The following is a 19319-nucleotide window of genomic DNA, read 5'->3' as shown; positions in this document are numbered from 1 at the left end:
CGCCAGGGCTCCTCGGGGCGGACGGAGAGGCGGTAGGCGGCGCGGGGCAGCAGCAGGGCGGCGGCCGCGCCGTACGCGGCGGCCGCCGCGGTGATCACGAGCGGGCCCATCCCGCGACCCTAGGCCCGCTCCGGGGGCCCGGCATGGGCCCGAGGGCCCAATCACCGGAAGGCGCGCGGAACATACGGTGAGAAGGGCTGCGGAGCGCGGACCGCCGAACGGGCCCAGGGCCGCGGACCGCCGAGGGGGCGTGATGGCACACGAGACGCACGGACCGGACGAGCCGGATGAGCCGGAAGTGCCGGATGAGCCGGGCGTGCCGGACGAGCCGGACCGGCTGCGCCGTGGGCGCCTCGGGCGGCGCCGCTGGCGGGACGGCCCCGGCGCGCTGCTCGTCCCCGGTGGCGGGGGCGGGAGCGCGGGCGGCGAGGGCGCGGGCGGCGGGCTGTGCGTGCCGCTGGAGGTCGCCGCCTCGTACCGGGCGCGGACCCGGGGGCTGCTCGGGCGGGACGGTGTCGACGGGGCCCTGCTGCTCACGCCCGCCGGGAGCGTGCACACCTTCGGGATGCGGTTCGCCATCGACGTGGCCTATCTGGACCGGCGCCTGCGGGTGCTGGCGGTACGCACCATGCCGCCGGGCCGCCTCGGCCTGCCCCGCCCCCGCTCCCGGCACGTCCTGGAGGCCGAGGCGGGCGCGATGGCGGCCTGGGGGCTGCGGCCCGGGACGGTGGTCGGGCTGTCGGCCGGGGGCGCGGCGTAGGGGCCAGGCGTAGGGGTGGGAAGTAGGGGTGGGGGCCCGGTCCGGGGGCGTGAGCCGCACGGTAAATTGGGACGGTTGGGCAAGGGCGGGCGTCGGGGAGCGGCGATGACGGAGAACGCGCAGGTCAAGGCGCTGGAGCGGATCATGCCCGCCACCCACGGCGCGGACGAGGACCTCGACTGGCCGGCCGTCGAGGCGGCCTGGGGCGTACGGTTCCCCTCCGACTACGTCGCCTTCATGGGCCGGTTCGGCGCCGGCACCGTCAACGGCGAGGCCGAGATCCTGCTGCCGCTGCCCAAGCCCGGACTCCAGTGGGACCCCGCCCAGATGGGCGAGGAGACCGCCAACGCCCGGGCCATGTGGGAGTCCTACGGCGGCCGGGCCGCGTTCGACGTGGACCCTGAGTCGATCATCGCCTGGGGCGTCACCACGGGCGCCGACATCCTGTGCTGGCTCACCACCGACCCCGACCCGGACCGCTGGCCGGTCCTGGTGTGCGGGCGGCACACCGCCGACGCCTTCGCCGTGTACCCGTACGGCATGGCCGAGTTCCTGTGCCGGCTGCTGTCGGACGAGTTCGACGTGAGCCCGCTCAGCATCACGTTCTGGGACGGCGGGCAGCACAGCTTCGTGCACTGGCGCAAGGCCCAGCGCCGCTGGCAGGAGGGCCGCAACCCCGAGACCGGGGACCCCGACCCGTACGCCGGCGACTTCGCCGACTGATCCGCGCCCCTCACCCTTTCTTCACCGAACAGCCCGTCGCACAACGCGAAACGGGCTTTTCGGCATGTCTACGCGCGTGGCGCTTTTCGATCACATAGCGGAAAACACCACAAGGAAAAGCGGCGGTTGGATCATTGCCCATAACTGCCGCCCCCATGCGATGAACCACCCCTGGTTCAGGAGAGAATTCCGGCCATCGGGCCACCGAGGGACACCTCGCCCGGAGCAACTCATAAGTAACAACGCAAGTACCGGGACTCGAAAAAAGAACTCAGGGGAATTCACCCGTGCGACGAAGAATCTTCGGGGCGGCCGCCGGTGCGACCGTACTCGGCCTGCTCATACCGCTTTCCGGCTGCGGATCCTCCGCCGGCGAGGGCGGGGACGAGAACACCCTGCGGCTGGTGGCCGCCGAATACGGGGACAACCAGGCGAACAGTTCCAAGTCCTTCTGGGACAAGATGGCCAAGGATTTCACAGCCCAGAACCCCGGCATGAAGCTGGAGGTGAAACTGCTGCCGTGGGCCGACATCGACCGCGAGGTCAGCCGAATGGTGAAGTCGGGCAAGGCGCCCGACATGGCCCTCATGGGCGCCTACTCGGACTTCGCGGCACAGGGCAAGCTGTACGCCGCCGAGGAACTGCTCTCCATCAGCGCGGAGGCGAACTTCCTCCCGCCGCTGGCGGAGGCCGGCTCGGTGGGCAGCACCCTGTACGGGCTGCCGTTCGTGGCCAGCAGCCGCCTGCTCTTCTACAACGAGGCGCTGTTCGCCAAGGCGGGCGTCACCGCGCCCAGGACCTGGTCGGACCTGAAGTCCGCCGCCAAGGCCCTCAAGGACAAGGGCGTGAAGTTCCCGTACGCCATGCCGCTCGGCCCCGAGGAGGCCCACGCGGAGGCGATGATCTGGGAGCTCAGCAACGGCGGCGGCTACGCCGACAGCAGCGGCAACTACAGCCTCGCCTCCGACCAGAACATCCAGACCTTCCGCTGGATCAAGGAGAACCTGGCCGCCCCCGGCCTGCTGGGTCCCGTTCCGCCCTCCCAGCTCAACCGGGCGGACGCCTTCGCGGCGTTCCTGCGCGGCGAGGTCGGCATGCTCAACGGCTACCCCTCGCTGCTGCACGAGGCGAAGGCCAAGGGCATCGGCGTCCGCGCCGTGGAGATGCCGGTGTCCGACACGATCGGGGCCGGGGAGCGGCCGCCGGCGGTGGGCGTGGCGGACTGGATGATGGCCTTCAAGCAGAACGGCAAGCGGGCCCAGATCGGCCGCTTCCTGGAGTTCGTCTACCGCGACAAGAACCTGAAGGACTTCGCCGACCGCTACCACCTGCTGCCGTCCACCGTCTCCGCGTCCCGGCCCTCGGCCGGCGGCGGCCTCGACGAGACCGACACCGCCTTCCTGACGGCCCTGCGCGGCGCCCAGCTCTACCCCGTCAACGACCCGAACTGGGTGACGGTCAGCGACACCATCAAGCGCAACATCGGCCGCGCGGTGGAACCGGGCGGCGACCCGAAGGCCGTACTGGAAGCCATCGCGGAGAAGTCCCGCGAGGCCGGCAAGGGCCACTGAGGCCCTACCGGGCCGAGACGAACCCGACCGACCGACGCTCCGACGGACCGAAACCGACCTCACGAAGGTCAGCCCGGGTTTCCCCGCCCCGCGCCCACAAGGCGCCCGCGGGCCCACCGGGTCCCGTTCCCCGCGCTTGCCCAGCGGCTGCTCAGCGCTTGAACATCAGGCTGTGCCCGGTGACCTCCGCATTGGTCGCGGCCGGCGGTGGAGGGCCCCCGGCCTTCCCCGTCCACACGTGAACGCCGTACGAGCGGCCCGACGTCAGGCCCATGTCGATGGGAAGCCTGAACTCCTGTTTGTCCGGCCCCACCTTGACCCTCCACATCCTCGGCCCACCGGCCGGGTAGGCGTAGACGTTCCCCGGTTCCGTGGAGACCCACACGTAGACGTCCACGAGCGTCGGCGTGGCAGCACTGACCTCGGCCACCAGGGTGTACTTACCGGCCTCCGCCGCATAGCAGACCGAATCCTTCACGGTGGCAAGCGTGCTCGACGGATGCGTACCCCCGCATATCGGTTGCCCTGACGGGCCGGCCGACGAAGTCGAGGCAGGCGGCGCCCCCTGCGCCACCACGCCGGCGGACGAGGCCGCGGCCGAAGGAGCCCCCGACGGCGGGGCCGTCGGCGGGGCCGAGGGCGACGCGGACGGGGAGGCCTGCGCGCCCGGAGTGGCGCCCACGGTCACGGCGTCCCGGTCACCGCCCCCGGTGACGGAGGCGATGCCGAACACCACGATGCCGACGATGCCCAGCACCACAGCCCCGCCGATCAAGGTTCCCGGATTGTTGATGTTGATCTGGTCGCGGACCTTCTGGTCGCTCTGCTCGAAGTCGGCCACTGCGCGTCAGAGCAGGGTCTGGGCGGTGGTGATGGCCGCGCTCAACGCCGACACGAGGGCCGCGGTGCTCGCGACGCCGGAGAGCAGTCCACGCGCACGGGTCAGCCGGTTCGTCACGGCCGAGGCCTCGGCACCTGGGCGGCGCGCTGCCGCGGAGGCCTGGCTGACCTCGTGCTCCATGTCCAGGGCGAGCTCCTCCGTAAGGGTGCCGTCGCCCTTGGCCCGCGCGATCTGTTCGAGCAGGGCGCCGAGAGCGGCCGCCAGCTCGCTCCGGTCGTCGTCACCCGCGCCGCCGATGTGCAGGCCGCCGTGCACGCCGCCCTCGATGTTGATCTGTCTGCCGTGCACCTGCTGGTTCTGCTGATTGAACGCACCCACCGGGCGACCCCCACTGCTACGGAACCTACGCGGGGCGCACGGACCCGGCGAGCCGGCTCCGGCGCCGAGGCGGCTGACCATAACCAGGCGTCAACACGGGTGTCCACTCGGCGAATTGGCCGGATCAGGTCTGCGCGCCGCGGCCGTCCAGGGGGTAAGGGCCCGGGTCTCTCAGCCCTGGCCCTGGCCCTGACCCTGGCCCTGGGTGAAGGCCGTGCGGTAGGACTCGCAGGTGGAGTTCCACGGCAGTGAGCCGCTCAGGGTTCCGTAGCCGGTGCGGGTCACCGACCACTCCACCGTGTAAGTCCCGCTGTCGCACGCGACGCGCTTGCCGGCGTCGATCGTCGTACGGCCCGTGGCCGGCCTGTTCTCCGACGTGCTGCGGACCTCCGCGGCGGGCTTGCCGTCGGGCCGGCGCAGGACGGCGTACAGGGTGACCGGGTGCTTGCCGTCCTTGGCGGTCAGCGCCTTCTTCACCACCACCGAGTCGGACACCGCCCAGGCGAACTCGAACTTCGGCTGCCAGGACACCGACTCGGGATCGACCTTCTTCGCGCCCCACTCCGCGGCCTGCGGGCGGTCCGGCGCGTCGACCATCCGGTACATGACGCCCGGGTGGAAGCGGAACTGCGCCTCGACCTTGTGCGCGTCGTCCTTGGTCCACAGCGACTTCATGTCCTTCTCGCCGCCCCTCGGGTCCTGCAGGAACGTCGTGCCGTCGGCGGCGGACGCCGGGGCGAGGGCGGGACCGAGGGCGGCCGCGGCGGTGACGAGGCCCAGAGCGGCGATACGGGTGCGCTTCATGCCCGGACCAACGGGCCGCCCGTGCGGGCCGGAACGTCGCCCGGCGCGCGTTCACCCGTACGTGCGGCCCGGCGGACACCCGCGCAGGCACCCCCAGGAATATCAACCGACCGCGGCCGGTTGGGCGGGCAGGACCGTAGAACGATCTTCATCGGGATTCAGCAGGATTCAGGGGGATTCATGGGAACGGCAGAGAACAGCGCAGTGAGCGACACGGTGAACGGCACGGTCGCGGCCGGCTGGGAGTCCGTGCGGGAGGAGTTCGCGGCCTTCGCCGCCGCCGAGCAGCACTCCCCCGAGGCGCAGCTCGTGGTGCACCACCGGGGCCGGCGCGTGGTGGACCTCTGGACGGGCGAGGACACCGACGGCGACACCCTCGGCGCGGTCTACTCGGTCACCAAGGGCGCCGCGCACCTGGTGGTGGCGCTGCTGGTGCAGGACGGCGTACTGGAGCTGGACCGCCCGGTGTCGTCCTACTGGCCGGAGTTCACCGGGCACGGCAAGGAGAAGCTGACGGTGCGCCAGCTTGTGGCGCACGGGTCCGGGCTGATCAACGTGCCCGAGGGCTTCACCCTGCCGGAGCTGGCGGACGACGCGCTGCTGGCGGCCCGGCTCGCGGAGGCGGAGCCGTACTGGGAGCCGGGCACGGCGTACGGCTACCACGCCTTCGTCATCGGCGCGCTGACCGGCGAGGTGGTGCGGCGGGTCACCGGGCGCTCGCTGCAGGAGATCTACGAGGAGCGGATCCGGGCGCCGTTCGGGCTGGACCTGTACCTGGGGCTGCCGGCCGCGCTGGAGGGGCGCCGCAAGCCGATACTGCCGCAGCTGCCGACCCCGGAGCAGCTGGCGGCCGCGGCCGCCGGGCCGGCCCTGCCGGAACTGATGGCGGTGGCGTTCAACGCGCACGTCGACCCGCCGATGGACATGGTCGAGTACGGCAACCACCCGCAGGTGGTGGCCCAGGGTCCGGCCTCGGCGGGCGGGGTCGGCTCGGCGCGCGGCGTCGCGGCGATGTACGCGGCGGCGATCGGCGTCCTGGACGACCGGCCGGCGCTGCTGAAGCCGGACACGGCGGCGGAGGTCGCGCGGCTGCACACGCCCGGCGCCGACCGGGTCGTGCCCGAGGTGGACCACTTCGGGCTGGGCTTCGAGCTGCAGCCGGCGGTGGGGCCGCAGGCGTTCGGGCACAGCGGGGCGGCGGGCGCCCAGTCCTTCGCCGATCCCGCCACCTCGGTCGCCTACGCCTACACCCGCCGCCGCTTCTTCTTCCCGGGCGGCAACGCCGCGGAGAACGAGCGCCTGACGGCAGCGGTGCTGGCGGTGGCGCGCGGCCTGGGCTGAGCGGGCGGGGCTGAACGGCCTGGGCTGACCGGGCGGGCGTCCCGGTCGGGCCCGAGGGGGCGGGGGTCCCGGTCGGGCCCGACCGGCGTGCGTGGGCTCAGGCCCGGCCGGGCGACGTACGGCCGGGCCTGGCCGGCGCGCGTGCGGTCAGGCCTGGCCGGTCTCGAAGCGGCTGATCCGGCCGCCGTCGGCGACCTCGAAGTGCCAGGCGGTGCGCATCTCGCCCCAGGTGTCGTTGCGGTAGTTGACGACCAGGTGGCGCCCGCCGGCAGACTCCTTCTGGACGTCCATGTGGCCGCCGGAGTCGAAGATCTCCTTGTCGATCCACTCCTGGAGGTCGCGGTCGGAGCCGTCGTCGGACATGGTCGCGTCGGGCGTGAGCAGCTTCAGGAAGGCGTCCCTGTCGTGCGCGTTGACGGCGGTCACGAAGGCGGCGACGGTGGGGTCGGAGAGTTTGCTCGGGGCGATGGTCACGGGGGTCTCCTGGTCGGACCGGGGAGTACGACGGTCCCGACCAGGGAACACCCGCGGGGCGCCGCAGCCGCCGATCCTCACCCGTTCGCCGCCCGGCGGCGTGTCCGTACGGGACGGTGGCGGGGGCCTCGAAGGGCCGGGCGGCGGGCGTCAGGGCGTGGTGCGGACCGGGAAGCCGGTGGGGCGGCCCTCCTCCTTCAGCCAGGCCAGGACCCGGTCGAGGGCCTGGACGGACTGCCGGCGGTTGCCGCCGCCGTCGTGGAAGAGGACGGTCGGGCCGTTGCGCAGCTCGTTCTTGACGGTGTTCACGATGGCGTCCACGCCGGGCGTGGAGAAGTCCTTGGTGTCGACGTTCCAGCCGAGCGGGCGCATGCCGTGGGCCGCCGCGATCCGGCGGCTGTCGGGGGTGAAGGCGCCGCCGGGCGCCCGGTAGTACTCGACGGCCGCCCCGCCGCCGGCCGCCTCCTCGATCATCCGCTGGGCCTCCAGGATCTGCTGCTCCTGGTAGGCCACGGGCTTGGCGGCCATGCCGGTGTCGTGCGCCGTGGTGTGGTCGCACAGCCGGTGCCCGGCCGCGACGACCCGCTTCACCAGGTCGGGGTGGTCCTTGGCCTGGGGGCCGATCATGCAGAAGGTCGCCTTCACGTCGTACCGGGCGAGGACGTCGAGGACCTGCGGGGTCCAGACCGGGTCCGGACCGTCGTCGATGGTGATGTTGACGGCGGCGCCGCCGGCCTCGGAGGCGTGGGCGATGCTGTCGGGAACCTGCTGCGGCCGGCCGCCGGGCGGGGCCTTGGCGTCGTCGGCGCCCTGCTCCTGGGAGGCGCCCTGCCGCCGGTCGCCGGCGTCGTCGGCGGTCAGGGTGCCGACCCCCCACACCGTCGCCGCGACGGCGGCGGCCGAGGCCGCGGCGGCTATCCAGGCCCGGGTGGCGGGTTTGATCGTGCGTCGCTCCATGGACGGTCCCCTCCCGATCGGCTTCTGCTTCTGCTTCCTCTGCTGCTTCCGCTGCTGCTTCCGCGTCTGCTTCCGCTTCTGACGGTTGCGTGGTTCAGGACGCCCGCCAACGGTGAGGAGTTCCCCGCCATTTGTCCATGAATTCGGGACATTGGTCCCTTGCTTCCCGATCGCACCATGTCGCCCCACCCGTCACCACGGCAACGGCCCCCGGAGGGATCCGATGGTTTCTCGGGATCCTCCGGGGGCCGTTGCCCGCGCCCTGGCGTTGTGGTGTCAGCCGGAGACCGGCTGCTCCTGGCGGCCCTCCGCCGACCGGCCCGCGGCCGACTCCGGGGCGGACTCCCCGGACTCCCCGGACTCGCCGGCCGGGGCGGGTCCGGCGCCGCGCAGCGGGACCTCCTTGACGAACCAGGCCGCGAGGAAGCCCAGTACGGCGACCGCCGCGCCGAGCAGGAACGCCGAGTGGGTGCCGGCGGCGACGGCGTACTGGTACGCCTCGCGCACGTGCTCCGGCAGCTTGGCCAGGCTCGCCGCGTCCAGCTGCGCGCTGCCCGCGGTGGCGGCCCCGCCGGCCTCGCCGAGCCGCTCAGTCATGGCGTCCTGCACCCGGCCGGTGAACAGCGAGCCCATCAGGGCCACTCCGAAGGAGCCGCCGAGGGTGCGGAAGAGGGTGGCCGAGGAGGACGCGACGCCCATGTCCTTCATCTCGACGCTGTTCTGCGCGACCAGCATGGTGATCTGCATCAGGAAGCCGAGGCCGGCACCGAGGACGGCCATGTAGATGCCGGAGACCAGGCGGGTGGTGCCGGTGTCCATGGTGGCCAGCAGGTAGAGGCCCGCGACCATCAGCGCGCCGCCGGCGATCGGGAACACCTTGTACTTGCCGCTGCTGGTGGTGATCCGGCCCGCGACCAGCGAGACGGCCATCATCGACAGCAGCATCGGCAGGAGCAGCAGACCGGAGTTGGTGGCGGAGGCGCCCTGCACGGACTGCTGGAAGAGCGGCAGGTAGAGCACGCCGCCGAACATCGCGAAGCCGGTCAGGAAGCCGATCACCGACATGAGGGTGAAGTTGCGGCTGCGGAAGATGTGCAGCGGCAGGACGGGCTCGGCCGCGCGGGTCTCGGCGTAGAGGAAGGCGGCGACGGACAGCACGCCGACGACGATCAGGCCGAGGATCTCGGCGGAGCCCCAGGCGTACTCGGTGCCGCCCCAGGTGGTGACCAGGACGGTGGAGGTGATGGCCACGGTGAGCAGCGCCGCGCCCAGGTAGTCGATGCGGCCCGCGCCCTTGTCATTCTTGGGGAGGTGGAGCACGGCCGTGACCATGGCGAGGGCGACGGCGCCCAGGGGCAGGTTGATGTAGAAGGACCAGCGCCAGCCCATGTGGTCGGTGATGGTGCCGCCGACCAGCGGGCCGCCGATCATCGCGAGCGCCATGACGCCGGCCATCATGCCCTGGTACTTGCCGCGCTCCCGGGGCGGGATGAGGTCACCGATGATCGCCATGACACCGACCATCAGACCGCCGGCGCCGAGGCCCTGGACGGCGCGGAAGCCGATGAGCTGGCCCATGTCCTGGGCCATGCCGCTGAGCGCGGAGCCGACCAGGAAGATCACGATGGAGGTGAGGAAGGAGCCCTTCCGGCCGTACATGTCGCCGAGCTTGCCCCAGATGGGGGTGGAGGCGGCGGTGGCCAGGGTGTAGGCGGTGACGACCCACGACAGGTGCTCCAGGCCGCCGAGCTCGCCGACGATCGTCGGCATCGCCGTACCGATGATCATGTTGTCGAGCATGGCCAGCAGCATGGCGATCATGAGCGCCATCAGGACGACGCGCACACTGCGTGGCTTCACCCCCTCCGGGGCGTCCGCCCGCTTCACTGCCCCAGCGGCCTCAGCCATGTCCCATCTCCCCGTATGTGATCTTCGTCCACACCGCGCACCGGCACTTACTTGCCGACCGGCTAGTTCACTACACTGGGGAAGGTAGACCGGCTACTAGCCGGGCGTCAAGTAAGTTCCATGGGGAGAGCCATGTCCAGCAGCAGTCCGCAGCAGCGCCGCGGAGACACGCGCCAGCGCATCCAGGACGTGGCGCTGGAACTCTTCGCGGAGCAGGGGTACGAGAAGACGTCCCTGCGCGAGATCGCGGAGCGGCTCGGGGTCACGAAGGCGGCGCTGTACTACCACTTCAAGACCAAGGAAGAGATCCTCATCAGCGTCTTCAACGACCAGACGCGGCCGATCGACGAGCTGATCGCCTGGGCGCGCGAGCAGCCGAGGACCCTGGAGACCAAGGAGGAGATCCTCCGCCGCTACAGCGAGACCCTGGTCTCGGGGGCTTCGCTGTACCGCTTCATGCAGGAGAACCAGGCGGCGGTGCGCGAGCTGAGCATCGGCGAGACGGTGAAGAACCGGCTGTTCGCGATGGTGGAGCTGCTGCGCACGGCGGACAGCCCGCTGACCGACCAGGTGCGCTGCGTGAGCGCACTGTTCACGCTGCACGCCGGGATGATGTTCCTCCAGCACGTCGAGGCCGACGACCCGGAGCAGACGCGGCAGGCCGCGCTGGAGGTCGCAATCGACATCATCAAGCAGGCGCACCACGCGGAGTAGGGCGCGGGCCGGGCCGGACTACGGGAGGATCCGCCGCTCGTCCTCCCGGATCGGGACGTCGTTGATGCTGGCCTCACGGCGGCGCATCAGGCCGTCGTCGGCGAACTCCCACTGCTCGTTGCCGTGGCTGCGCCACCACTGGCCGCCGGCGTCGTGCCACTCGTACTCGAACCGCACCGAGATCCGGTTGCCCGTGTACGCCCAGAGCTCCTTGCGCAGCCGGTAGTCCAGCTCCTTGTCCCACTTCTCGGCGAGGAAGGCGCGGATCTCGGCCCGGCCGGTGAGAAAGCGGTCGCGGTTTCGCCAGACCGAGTCCTCGGTGTAGGCGAGCGCGACCCGCTCGGGGTCACGGGTGTTCCAGGCGTCCTCGGCGGCCTGCACCTTGGCCCGGGCGGTCTCCTCGGTGAAGGGCGGCACGGGCGGTCGTACGGCGTCGGGTCGTACGGCGTCGGTCATGACGTACCTCTCCTGCGGTGGGTGGAGCGGACAGGTGCCGGAGAACGAAGAAGGCGGAGAACGGTCGTTCTCCAGCGGCACCCCCACCCTAGAGAACGCCCGTTCTCCGATCAAGGGGGAATGCCCTACCCTCGCCCTATGGACGACGAAGAGGCCCGCACCCGACTGCTGGACGCCGCGGAGGAGCTGTTCTACGCCGAGGGCATCCAGGCGGTCGGCATGGACCGGATCCGCGAGCGCTCGGGGGTGCCGCTCAAGCGGCTGTACCGGCTCTTCCCGGCGAAGGACGCGCTGGTCGCCGGGTACCTGGAACGGCGCGACCGGCGCTGGCTGGCGTCCCTGCGGGACGCGGCGACCGGGGCGCCGGACCCGGTGGCGGCGGTCTTCGACTGGCTGGCGGAGTGGTTCGCCGAACCCGGCTTCCGCGGCTGCGCGTTCCTGAACGCCGCCGGCGAACTCGGCGCCGGCGCGCCGGCCGTGGTCCAGCGGCACAAGGCCGAGCTGCGCTCACTGTTGGCCGAGCTGGCCGGGTCGGCGGAGCTGGCGGAGGACCTGCTGATCCTGGTCGAGGGCGCGACCGCGGTCGCCTCCCTCACCCCGGGCCCGGCCCCGGCACACCGGGCCCGGGCCCTGGCCGCACTGGCGACGGCGGCGGCCGGGCGGGCGGTCCGGCCGGCGGGTGCGCGCTAGCTGTTCTGTCCGGCGGGTGCGCGCGGTCAGCCAGCCGCGCCGCGCGGGAAGGTGATCTCGACGCGGCGGTTCTTCTTGCGCCCCTCCTCGGTGCCGTTGTCGGCGATCGGGTAGTCCTCGCTGTAGCCGCGGACGTCGAAGGTGACGTTCGGGCTCGTCACCGTCTTGGCCAGCTCCGCCTGCACGGAGTCGGCCCGCTGCTTGGACAGCTCCTTGCCGTGCTCGTAGCTGCCCTGGTCGTCGGTGAACCCGAACACCCGGACGCGGGTCGCCTTCTGCTGGTTGATCTCCTGCCCGATGGCCTGGATCCGGGCGGCGGCCTGCGCGCTGAGCACGGCGCTGTTCTCGGTGAACAGCACCTCGGCCTGGAGGGCCATCATCACGCTCTGGTTGGTCTCCTGCCGCCGCTGCTCACCGCCGAGGTCCTCGACGACCTCGGCGATGTCGAGCACCTTGGGCGGGGCGAGGGTGCCGCCCTGGGGGATCTTCAGGCCGGGCGAGTTGGAGTCGATGGGCACGGGCGCGGAGGCGGAGGGTTCCGTCCCGGGCGGCGCGGAGGGCTTCACGCCATCGGCGTGGGCGCTACTCGCGCCGAGCAGGTGCGCCCCGGCGATGACCAGGGCGGAGACGGCTATGGCGGCGGCCGTGCGATGGGGTGTGGTCATGGGGTCACCCGGAGATCTTGATGGTGGCCGTGGCGAAGGTCGGCAGACTGAACTCGAGTTCTGCGGTGGTGGCCGGCGGGGCGGGGAACTGAGCAAAGAAGGGCACGGTCTTGCCAGCCTCGATAGTAGCCAGGCCCGTGGTGCACAGGCAGCGGCCGTCCGTATCTCTCAGGACGTAGTAGCGCTTCTTGCCAACCTTGTCGACCAGGGTGACACCAGCAACGGATGTTCCGCTGTCCGTAAGCTCGTTGCCACGCCATGGGGTGGTCTTCACGTACGCCTCACCGCCCGTGTTCTTCAACTGACCACTGACTGTGAGAAATCCACCCGCATCACGCTGCGCCCCGCTGATGGTGAGAACCATGCCGCTCTCTCCGTTGACCGTGGCCAGGATGGCGGTCGGCGCGGGAGCCTGCCCCCCACTGGGCGCGGAGGCCCCGTGGGACTGCGATCCATTCTTCTGCGACTCAGTCGACTTCGTCTTGTCGTCATCGCCGCCACACCCGGCCAATGTGAGGGCCAAGACTGCCACAATCGCTGCGGCCGCTCCCCCGCGAACCTTCACCGTGCGCCGAATGCTCATGTACGCCGCTTCCTTGTCTCTCGTTCGCTGTCAGTCGACCAGTCGTACGCTGAAGAGGACCCTGGCCAACTGATTCCAGGGCTTCGGTTTCAGTGGATCGAAGATGATGTCGTCACCGCCCGTGCACGTGATTTTGACCGGACCGGGCGGCGTCGGCGGAGGCGTCGGGCCCTCGACCGGAGGAGGAAGCGGCGGGGAGGCAGTGGCCATTGGCCCCAGCCGGCACCGAGGCTCGATCTCGGCAGTGGCATTGGCAGTACCGTGCATCGCGTCGGTACCCGGGATCACCGAGTTGCCGACGGTGTTCGTGGTCTCCACGGCGACGGTGAAGCGGAGGAACTGACGCGTGCACGTCGCCTTGGCGGCGTTCCGGGCAGCGAAGTCTTCCGCCTTGCCGCACGCCCCTGCGGGATCGAAGAACTTGCCTTCGAGGACCTTCGACCAGTCTTCCGACTTGAGGCCACCCAGATCCAAGCCGGGCACCAGGTTGTCCCTGGCCTCGCGTGCCGCCGCCAGGGCTGCGGCATCGGCCGCGCCCTGAGCGTCGCTACGCGTGACAGAGGCTTGACCGACCACGAAGAACGCCAGCGCAGCAAAGAGCAGGCCCGCTACGACCACGACGTAGACGGGAAAGGCCTGCCCCTGATCGTCCGACCCCCCAACCAGGCTCACTTGCCAGCTTTGATATTCGTAACCGCCGTCTTGATCTTGTCGGTGATGGCTTCGCCGATCCCCGTCCCCACGATCGCCCCGATGATCACCACGACCACCAGGATGATCCCCAGGTATTCGAACGCGGTCTGGCCGCGGTCCCCGCGGGCGCGGCTCGCGTAGCGGTTGCGGAGTCTCGCCAGCGTGTTGTGTGACATGGGGGTCCCCTCCCGGGCCGGTGCCGCTGTCGATTTGCGGACGGTATGGGGATCCTGGGGTGGGGCCCCAGGGTCCGTGGGCCCAATTGGGGGCCCAATGCGTGCGGGGGTCAGCCATGGCCCGTCATCCCTGGACGGGCCGTTCCCAGCCAGCGGGCTATCGCCTCGCTGCGCGTCGTGCTGTGGAGCTTCGCGAAGATGCGGTTGATGTGGTTCTTCACCGTCTTTTCGCTGATGAAGCACGTCGCCGCGATCTGCTGGTTGCTCATCCCGGACGCGATGAGATCCATGACCTCCGCCTCACGTGAACTCAGGCCGTACAAAGGCTGGTTGACCGTGGAGTGGCCCTGCGATTGTGGCACATAGCGTTGCGGCTGCGAAGAGTGCGCGCGGACTTCGGCCAGGAGGGCGCTCGCCGCCGAGGTCGTGAGGTTGGCGCGGCCCTCGTGGACGTCGCGGACCGCCGCGGTCAGCTGGTCCGGCGTGAATTCGCCGTGTACGAGGTAGCCGCCCGCGCCCAGGAGCAGGGACTCGCGGACCACCTCCGGCTCGCGGCTGTGCGTCAGCATCAGGACCTGCGCCAGCTGGACCAGGTGCGGCAGGGCCGAGATGCCGTCGACGCCCGGCATGCGCACGTCCAGCAGGACCACGTCGGGGCGGTGGGAGCGGGCCAGTCGCAGGGCCTCGCGGCCGTCCCGGGCCTCCGCCGCGACCACGAGGCCGTCCTCGGCCGTGAGCAGGGCCCGCAAGCCCGCCCGGATCACCGGGTCGTCGTCCGCGATCAGGACACGAAGCGTCAGCGGCATCCGCCTCACCCGTTCCCGAGGATCGCGCCGAAGTCGACGTTCGCCCCGTACACGAAACCGCAGACCAGGAGGATCAGGGTGCCGGGGAGCATGAACATGGTCACGGCGAAGGTGGCCTTCGGTACGGCGCGTGCGGCGCGGCGGCGGGCCTGCTGGGCGTCCGTGCGGCGCATGTCCTCGGCGATGGCGATCAGGGTGTCCACGATCGGGGAGCCGAGTTCCTCGCCCTGCTGGAGTGCGGTGACGAACTGGGCCACCTGTTCGCTGTCGTTGCGCCGCCGCAGCTCGTCGAACGCCTGGCGGCGGCTGACGCCCATGTCCATCTGCTGGAGGGTGATGCGGACCTCGTCCGCCCAGGGGCCCTCGTACTTGCCCGCGACCCGTTCCAGGGCCTGCCGGAAGCCCAGTCCGGCGCTCACGACCACGGCGAGGACGTCGAGGAAGTCCGGCAGCGTGCGCTCGATGTCGTCGCGGCGGACCCGGGTTGCCGACCACAGGCCGACCTCGATCCAGAACAGCCCGAACGCCACCATGAGGAGGGCCGGCACCAGTTTGCCGTTCAGGAGCATGGCGAACGCGCCGAGTGCGCCCAGCGCCCCGTACACCGCGCGCCGGGCCGCGTAGCGGTCGATGGTCAGACCGGCCGGGTTGCCCGCCATGTCGATGCGGCGGCGCTTGGCCGCGACCCGCTTGGGTCCCATCAGCCGCAGCACCAGCGGCGCCCAGCGGATGCCCAGCCGGTCCACGGCGGAGCCGACGGCCGTGGTGCGGGTCGCGCCGACCTCCAGGGCGAGGGCGAGGTCGGTGGGGAGCTTGGTGTCGGCCCGGTACAGCCGTACGCCCTGGAAGATTCCGAGGACGGACAGGGCCAGGGCGAGGGCCAGCAGCAGCGCGGTCATGGCGGGCCCCCTCAGACGTCGATCTTCGACAGGCGGCGGATGAGGATGAAGCCCAGGGTGAACAGGCCCAGGGAGACCAGGACGGCGATCTGGCCCACGAAGGCGCCCGTCATCCGGTCCAGGGCGCCCGGCATCATCGTGTCCACCAGCAGCAGCGAGCCCAGCCCGATGGCCGGCACCAGGTACGCCGTCACCGTCACCTGCGAGAGCTGGGTGCGGATCTCCCGGCGGGTCTCCTTGCGCTGCTCCAGGGTGACGGTGAGGTTGCGCAGGGAGCCCACGATCGCGCCGCCCGCGCGGGCGGACAGGACCAGGGTGGAGACGAGGACGACGAGTTCGCGCGAGGGCAGCCGGTCGGCGAGTTCGCCGAGGGCCTCGTCGATCGAGTGGCCGACGGCGAGGCGGTCGGCGACCCGGGACAGCTCCTCCCCGGCCGGCGCCTCCAGCTCCTCGGCGGCGAGCCCGATGGCCGTACGCAGGGCCAGGCCGGCCTGGGTGGCGTTGGCCAGGATCCGGGCGAGTTCGGGCAGCTGGTTGATGAAGCGCTCGGTGCGGCGGGCCCGCTGCCAGTTGAGGAAGGCGTCGGCCGCCCACAGGCCGATCAGCCCGGCCACCGGCCCGAAGAACGGGGCCAGGAGGGAGGCCGCGAGCAGCCATACGGCGGCGACCGCGCCGAGCACGTACACGAAGAACTCGCCCGGGGTCAGGTCCAGTCCGGTGGCGGCCAGTTTGGCCTCGATCCGGCGCCCCAGCCGGGTGCGGCGCAGCCGCCGGTCCACGCCCCGGAACCGGCGCCGCCGGCCGGCGGGCTCCGGCTCCCCGGAGGCGGAGAGGCGTGCGACGAGTGCGGCGTGCTGGGCGCGGCCCCGTGCGTACGTGTGGACGCCCAGGACGGCCAGCAGGCCGGCCAGCAGGGTGGCGCCGAGGGCGAGGAGGACGAGTGGGTTCACAGGGCAGTCCGTGCGGTCCGGGTGGCGAGCTGGTCGTCCGACGCGGCGACCCCGAAGGCCTGGGGGATCGGCTGGTTGTTCATGTAGAGGCGGTCGGCGATCCGGCGCGGGAGCGGGTAGTACTCGAAGTGGCCGTGGACCCGTGCGTCCGGGCCCATCGGCTGGGCGAGGAACCGGCACACGGTGGTGATCCGGAACGGCTCGCGGCCGTGCGAGTCGAGGATGGCGATCTCGGTGACGCGGCGCGTGCCGTCGCCGAAGCGGGTGAGCTGGACGACGACGTTCACGGCGGAGTTGATCTGGTCCTGGAGGGCCGCGAAGGGGACCTCGACCTCCGACATGGAGGCCAGCGTCTGCAGGCGCATCAGGGCGTCCTCGGCGCTGTTGGCGTGGACGGTGGCCAGGGAGCCGTCGTGGCCGGTGGACATCGCCTGGAGCATGTCGAGGGTCTCGCCGCCGCGGACCTCGCCGACGATGATGCGGTCGGGGCGCATGCGCAGGCTGTTGCGGACGAGGTCGCGGATGGTGATCCGGCCCTTGCCCTCGACGTTCGCGGGGCGGGATTCGAGGCGGATGACGTGCGCCTGCTGGAGCTGGAGTTCGGCGGAGTCCTCGATGGTGATGATCCGCTCGCCCTCCGGGATGAGGCCGGAGAGGGCGTTGAGGAGGGTGGTCTTGCCGGTGCCGGTGGCGCCGGAGACGATCACGTTCATCCTGGCCTGGACGAGGCCGGAGAGCAGGAGCAGCATCTGCTCGTCCAGGGAGCCGAGGGCGATCATCTCGTGCAGGGTGAAGGCGCGCGGGAAGCGGCGGATGGTGAGGGTGGCGCCGGTCAGGGACAGCGGCGGGATGATGACGTTGACCCGCTCGCCGCTGGGCAGGCGGGCGTCGACCATCGGATTCGCCTCGTCCACGCGGCGGTTGACGGTGGAGACGATCCGCTCGATGGTCTGCATGAGCTGCTCGTGGGAGGCGAAGCGCAGCGGGAGCTGCTCGACGCGGCCGCCGCGCTCGACGTAGATGTGGTCGGGGCCGTTGACCATGATCTCGGAGATGGAGGCGTCTTCGAGGAGGGGTTCGAGGACGCCGAGGCCGAGGGCCTCGTCGACGACGCGGCGGATCAGCTGGGCGCGCTCGGCGGTGGACAGCACCGGGCCCTCGCGGCTGATGATGTGGCCGAGTACGCGCTCCAGCCGCGCGCGGCGCTCGGCGGGCGCGAGCGCGGACATCTCGGCAAGGTCGATCTCCTCCAGCAGCTTGGCCCGGTAGGAGGAGACCAGGCGGCCGTCCTCGCGGGGGCTGTGGCGGTCGTCGGGGGTGCCGACCCTGGAACGCAGGCTCATCGGGTCCCCTCCGGGGCGTCGTACGGCATGGTCGCGGACCGCCTGGCGGTGTGGGAGCCGAGGCCCGGTATGACGGAGGGAACCGTCACCTCGACGGTGGCGGTGACGGCGTCGCCCTGCCGCGGCACGTCGATCCTCGCCCGCTCGGCGAGCCAGTCGCTGAGCGCGGCCCGGCCGGCCGCGGCGCCGCCCTTGCCCTCGCGGGCCTGGATGCGGGCGGCGGTGCGGGCGGCGGTGTCGGCCTGTTCCTCGGCGTAGGCGACGACGCCGAGTTGGATTGCGCAGAGGGCGACGAAGAGGAGGATGGGGACGAAGCCGATGTATTCGAGGGCGACTTGGCCCGCGTCGCGGGGGCGGATGCCGGGGCGGGGGCGGAGGCCGAGGCTCGGGCGGGGGCCGGTGGCCCTGCGGGGCTGTTCCCCTACCCGCCCCTTCCCGAACCGGGGCAAGCCCCGGACCCCGCTCCGGGTGCTGCGCCCCCGCGGCCCTGCGGGGTACGCGCCCGGGGCTTCGCTCCGCGCCGCCGCGGGGTACGTACCCGGGTCAGCGCCCTGGCCCGGGGCCTCGCTCCACGCCCCTGCGGGGTACGTGCCCGGCCCCGCAGACCTTCCCGTGGCAGCCTCGCCCCGCGCCGCCGCGACGTACGCGCCCGGGCCGACGCCCGTTCCCAAGGCCTCGCCGCACACCCCTGCGGCGTACGGGCCCGGGCCAACGCCCGTGGCCAAGGCCTTGCCCCGCACCCCTGCGGCGTACGCGCCCGGGCCAACGCCCGTACGCAAGGCCTCGCCGCACACCCCCGCGGCGTACGCGCCCGGGCCAACGCCCGTTCCCAAGGCCTCGCCGCACACCCCTGCGGCGTACGCGCCCGGGCCGACGCCCGTACGCAAGGCCTCGCCCCGCGCCCCTGCGGGGTACGTGTCCGGGCCGACGCCCGTGGCCAAGGCCTCGCCCCGCACCCCCGCGGCGTACGCGCCCGGGCCGACGCCCGTACGCAAGGCCTCGCCCCGCACCCCCGCGGGGTACGCGGGCGTTCCCGGGGTGGACTCGGCCACGGGCGGGGCCGGGTGTGGCGGCCGTGGCTTGTGTCCCTGGGTCGGGGGATGTTCCGTTGCGAGGAGGGGTTTGCCGGGCATGTCAGTCGTCCTCCCGTTCCATCGGGGAGCCGGCGTCGCCGGTGATGGTGAGGCCGAGGTTCAGCAGGCCGGGGTAGAGGACCGGCAGCTTCAGGTCCACCGAGGCCCGGTAGACGCCGTTCGAGGCGCCCGTGCAACGGGCCTGCGGCGACCACGCGCCGCTGATGTGCTCCACCGCGGCCGCAGCGCACGCGGCGTCCCCCTTGACCGCGCCCGCCCGGGCAGCCTCGTCCGCCGCGTTGCCCGCGAGCGAGAACGCGTAGCCGATCAGCACGCACTCCCACACCGCGGCCACCAGCAGCAGGATCAGCGGGACCGTCCCGGCGAACTCGACCGCGACCTGTCCGGCGTCGCGTCGCACGCGACCCTGCCAAGCGTCGCGCGGCCTGCGCCCCTGTCCGGCATCGCGCAGTCGGCAGCCCTGCCCGGCGTCGTGCGGCACGCGCCCTCGCTC

Annotated in this window: 23 protein-coding genes; 6 read left to right on the top strand and 17 right to left on the bottom strand. The window is 71.9% G+C overall.

The window, feature by feature from the left end:
• Positions 1-253: 253 nt before the first annotated feature.
• The 3 genes from GPJ59_RS19695 (at position 254) to GPJ59_RS19685 (ending at position 3054) form a co-directional block, all read left to right on the top strand.
• Positions 254-760, top strand: coding sequence for a DUF192 domain-containing protein (locus tag GPJ59_RS19695; protein ID WP_374200871.1), 507 nt, complete (start codon positions 254-256; stop codon positions 758-760).
• Positions 761-865: 105 nt separating this feature from the next.
• Complete coding sequence (locus tag GPJ59_RS19690; protein ID WP_219668523.1) at positions 866-1483, top strand: SMI1/KNR4 family protein; 618 nt, start codon at positions 866-868, stop codon at positions 1481-1483.
• Between the two features lie 287 nt (positions 1484-1770).
• Entirely contained in the window at positions 1771-3054 is a 1284-nt protein-coding gene (locus GPJ59_RS19685; protein ID WP_308120378.1) for an extracellular solute-binding protein, read from the top strand.
• Positions 3055-3205: 151 nt separating this feature from the next.
• Here the strand turns inward: GPJ59_RS19685 and GPJ59_RS19680 are convergent, their stop codons facing one another.
• The 3 genes from GPJ59_RS19680 to GPJ59_RS19670 all read right to left on the bottom strand — a co-directional run bounded on the left by GPJ59_RS19680 (position 3206) and on the right by GPJ59_RS19670 (position 5077).
• On the bottom strand, positions 3206-3895 hold the full coding sequence (locus GPJ59_RS19680; RefSeq protein WP_219668522.1) for a hypothetical protein: 690 nt from the start codon (positions 3893-3895) through the stop codon (positions 3206-3208).
• A gap of 6 nt (positions 3896-3901) precedes the next feature.
• Positions 3902-4273, bottom strand: coding sequence for a hypothetical protein (locus GPJ59_RS19675; RefSeq protein WP_219668521.1), 372 nt, complete (start codon positions 4271-4273; stop codon positions 3902-3904).
• A gap of 171 nt (positions 4274-4444) precedes the next feature.
• Complete coding sequence (locus tag GPJ59_RS19670) at positions 4445-5077, bottom strand: hypothetical protein (RefSeq protein ID WP_219668520.1); 633 nt, start codon at positions 5075-5077, stop codon at positions 4445-4447.
• Between the two features lie 204 nt (positions 5078-5281).
• On the opposite strand from GPJ59_RS19670, the gene GPJ59_RS19665 reads away from it, so the two are divergent.
• Positions 5282-6418: a serine hydrolase domain-containing protein gene (locus tag GPJ59_RS19665; RefSeq protein ID WP_308120377.1), complete on the top strand. Its 1137-nt coding sequence runs from the start codon at positions 5282-5284 to the stop codon at positions 6416-6418.
• A gap of 147 nt (positions 6419-6565) precedes the next feature.
• Here the strand turns inward: GPJ59_RS19665 and GPJ59_RS19660 are convergent, their stop codons facing one another.
• The 3 genes from GPJ59_RS19660 to GPJ59_RS19650 form a co-directional block, all read right to left on the bottom strand.
• Positions 6566-6892 (bottom strand): nuclear transport factor 2 family protein, encoded by a 327-nt coding sequence (locus GPJ59_RS19660; protein ID WP_219668518.1) that lies wholly within the window; start codon positions 6890-6892, stop codon positions 6566-6568.
• Between the two features lie 150 nt (positions 6893-7042).
• Positions 7043-7849, bottom strand: a complete 807-nt coding sequence (locus tag GPJ59_RS19655) for a polysaccharide deacetylase family protein (protein ID WP_219668517.1) — start codon at positions 7847-7849, stop codon at positions 7043-7045.
• Positions 7850-8125: 276 nt separating this feature from the next.
• Positions 8126-9757, bottom strand: coding sequence for an MDR family MFS transporter (locus GPJ59_RS19650; RefSeq protein ID WP_219668516.1), 1632 nt, complete (start codon positions 9755-9757; stop codon positions 8126-8128).
• A 132-nt stretch (positions 9758-9889) separates the two neighbouring features.
• Between GPJ59_RS19650 and GPJ59_RS19645 the strand changes: the two genes are divergently transcribed.
• Positions 9890-10471 (top strand): TetR/AcrR family transcriptional regulator, encoded by a 582-nt coding sequence (locus GPJ59_RS19645; RefSeq protein WP_219668515.1) that lies wholly within the window; start codon positions 9890-9892, stop codon positions 10469-10471.
• An 18-nt stretch (positions 10472-10489) separates the two neighbouring features.
• On the opposite strand, the gene GPJ59_RS19640 is transcribed toward GPJ59_RS19645, so the two are convergent.
• Positions 10490-10927 (bottom strand): nuclear transport factor 2 family protein, encoded by a 438-nt coding sequence (locus tag GPJ59_RS19640; protein ID WP_219668514.1) that lies wholly within the window; start codon positions 10925-10927, stop codon positions 10490-10492.
• Between the two features lie 138 nt (positions 10928-11065).
• Between GPJ59_RS19640 and GPJ59_RS19635 the strand changes: the two genes are divergently transcribed.
• A complete protein-coding gene (locus tag GPJ59_RS19635; RefSeq protein ID WP_219668513.1) occupies positions 11066-11617 on the top strand; it encodes a TetR/AcrR family transcriptional regulator in 552 nt (183 codons plus the stop codon).
• A 26-nt stretch (positions 11618-11643) separates the two neighbouring features.
• Here GPJ59_RS19635 and GPJ59_RS19630 read toward each other — a convergent pair whose 3' ends face one another.
• From GPJ59_RS19630 to GPJ59_RS19585, 10 genes are all read right to left on the bottom strand, one after another.
• Positions 11644-12282 (bottom strand): OmpA family protein, encoded by a 639-nt coding sequence (locus GPJ59_RS19630; RefSeq protein WP_219668512.1) that lies wholly within the window; start codon positions 12280-12282, stop codon positions 11644-11646.
• 4 nt (positions 12283-12286) lie between these two features.
• On the bottom strand, positions 12287-12865 hold the full coding sequence (locus GPJ59_RS19625) for a hypothetical protein (protein ID WP_219668511.1): 579 nt from the start codon (positions 12863-12865) through the stop codon (positions 12287-12289).
• Positions 12866-12895: 30 nt separating this feature from the next.
• The gene (locus GPJ59_RS19620; protein WP_308120376.1) at positions 12896-13537 is read right to left on the bottom strand and encodes a pilus assembly protein TadG-related protein; all 642 of its coding nucleotides are present in this window, start codon (positions 13535-13537) and stop codon (positions 12896-12898) included.
• Positions 13534-13734 (bottom strand): hypothetical protein, encoded by a 201-nt coding sequence (locus tag GPJ59_RS19615; protein WP_219668510.1) that lies wholly within the window; start codon positions 13732-13734, stop codon positions 13534-13536. Before GPJ59_RS19615 ends, GPJ59_RS19620 begins: the two co-directional genes overlap by 4 nt.
• A gap of 110 nt (positions 13735-13844) precedes the next feature.
• Positions 13845-14540 carry a response regulator gene (locus GPJ59_RS19610; RefSeq protein WP_219668509.1) on the bottom strand — a complete coding sequence of 232 codons (696 nt, stop codon included), beginning with the start codon at positions 14538-14540 and terminating at the stop codon, positions 13845-13847.
• 5 nt (positions 14541-14545) lie between these two features.
• Positions 14546-15439, bottom strand: coding sequence for a DUF5936 domain-containing protein (locus tag GPJ59_RS19605; RefSeq protein WP_219668508.1), 894 nt, complete (start codon positions 15437-15439; stop codon positions 14546-14548).
• Between the two features lie 11 nt (positions 15440-15450).
• Positions 15451-16389, bottom strand: coding sequence for a type II secretion system F family protein (locus GPJ59_RS19600; protein ID WP_219668507.1), 939 nt, complete (start codon positions 16387-16389; stop codon positions 15451-15453).
• A complete protein-coding gene (locus tag GPJ59_RS19595) occupies positions 16386-17732 on the bottom strand; it encodes a CpaF family protein (protein ID WP_219668506.1) in 1347 nt (448 codons plus the stop codon). The genes GPJ59_RS19600 and GPJ59_RS19595 overlap by 4 nt, the downstream gene beginning before the upstream one ends.
• Positions 17729-18181 (bottom strand): TadE/TadG family type IV pilus assembly protein, encoded by a 453-nt coding sequence (locus tag GPJ59_RS37615; protein ID WP_258024638.1) that lies wholly within the window; start codon positions 18179-18181, stop codon positions 17729-17731. The genes GPJ59_RS19595 and GPJ59_RS37615 overlap by 4 nt, the downstream gene beginning before the upstream one ends.
• A gap of 685 nt (positions 18182-18866) precedes the next feature.
• Positions 18867-19319, bottom strand: a 453-nt coding sequence (locus tag GPJ59_RS19585; protein WP_258024637.1) for a TadE family protein, incomplete at its 5' end; no start/stop codon positions are given.

This window comes from Streptomyces bambusae (assembly GCF_019400985.1).
Lineage (GTDB): Bacteria > Actinomycetota > Actinomycetes > Streptomycetales > Streptomycetaceae > Streptomyces > Streptomyces bambusae_A.
Note: the sequence above shows the minus strand (reverse complement) of the source record. Positions and strands in the feature narration are given on the sequence as shown.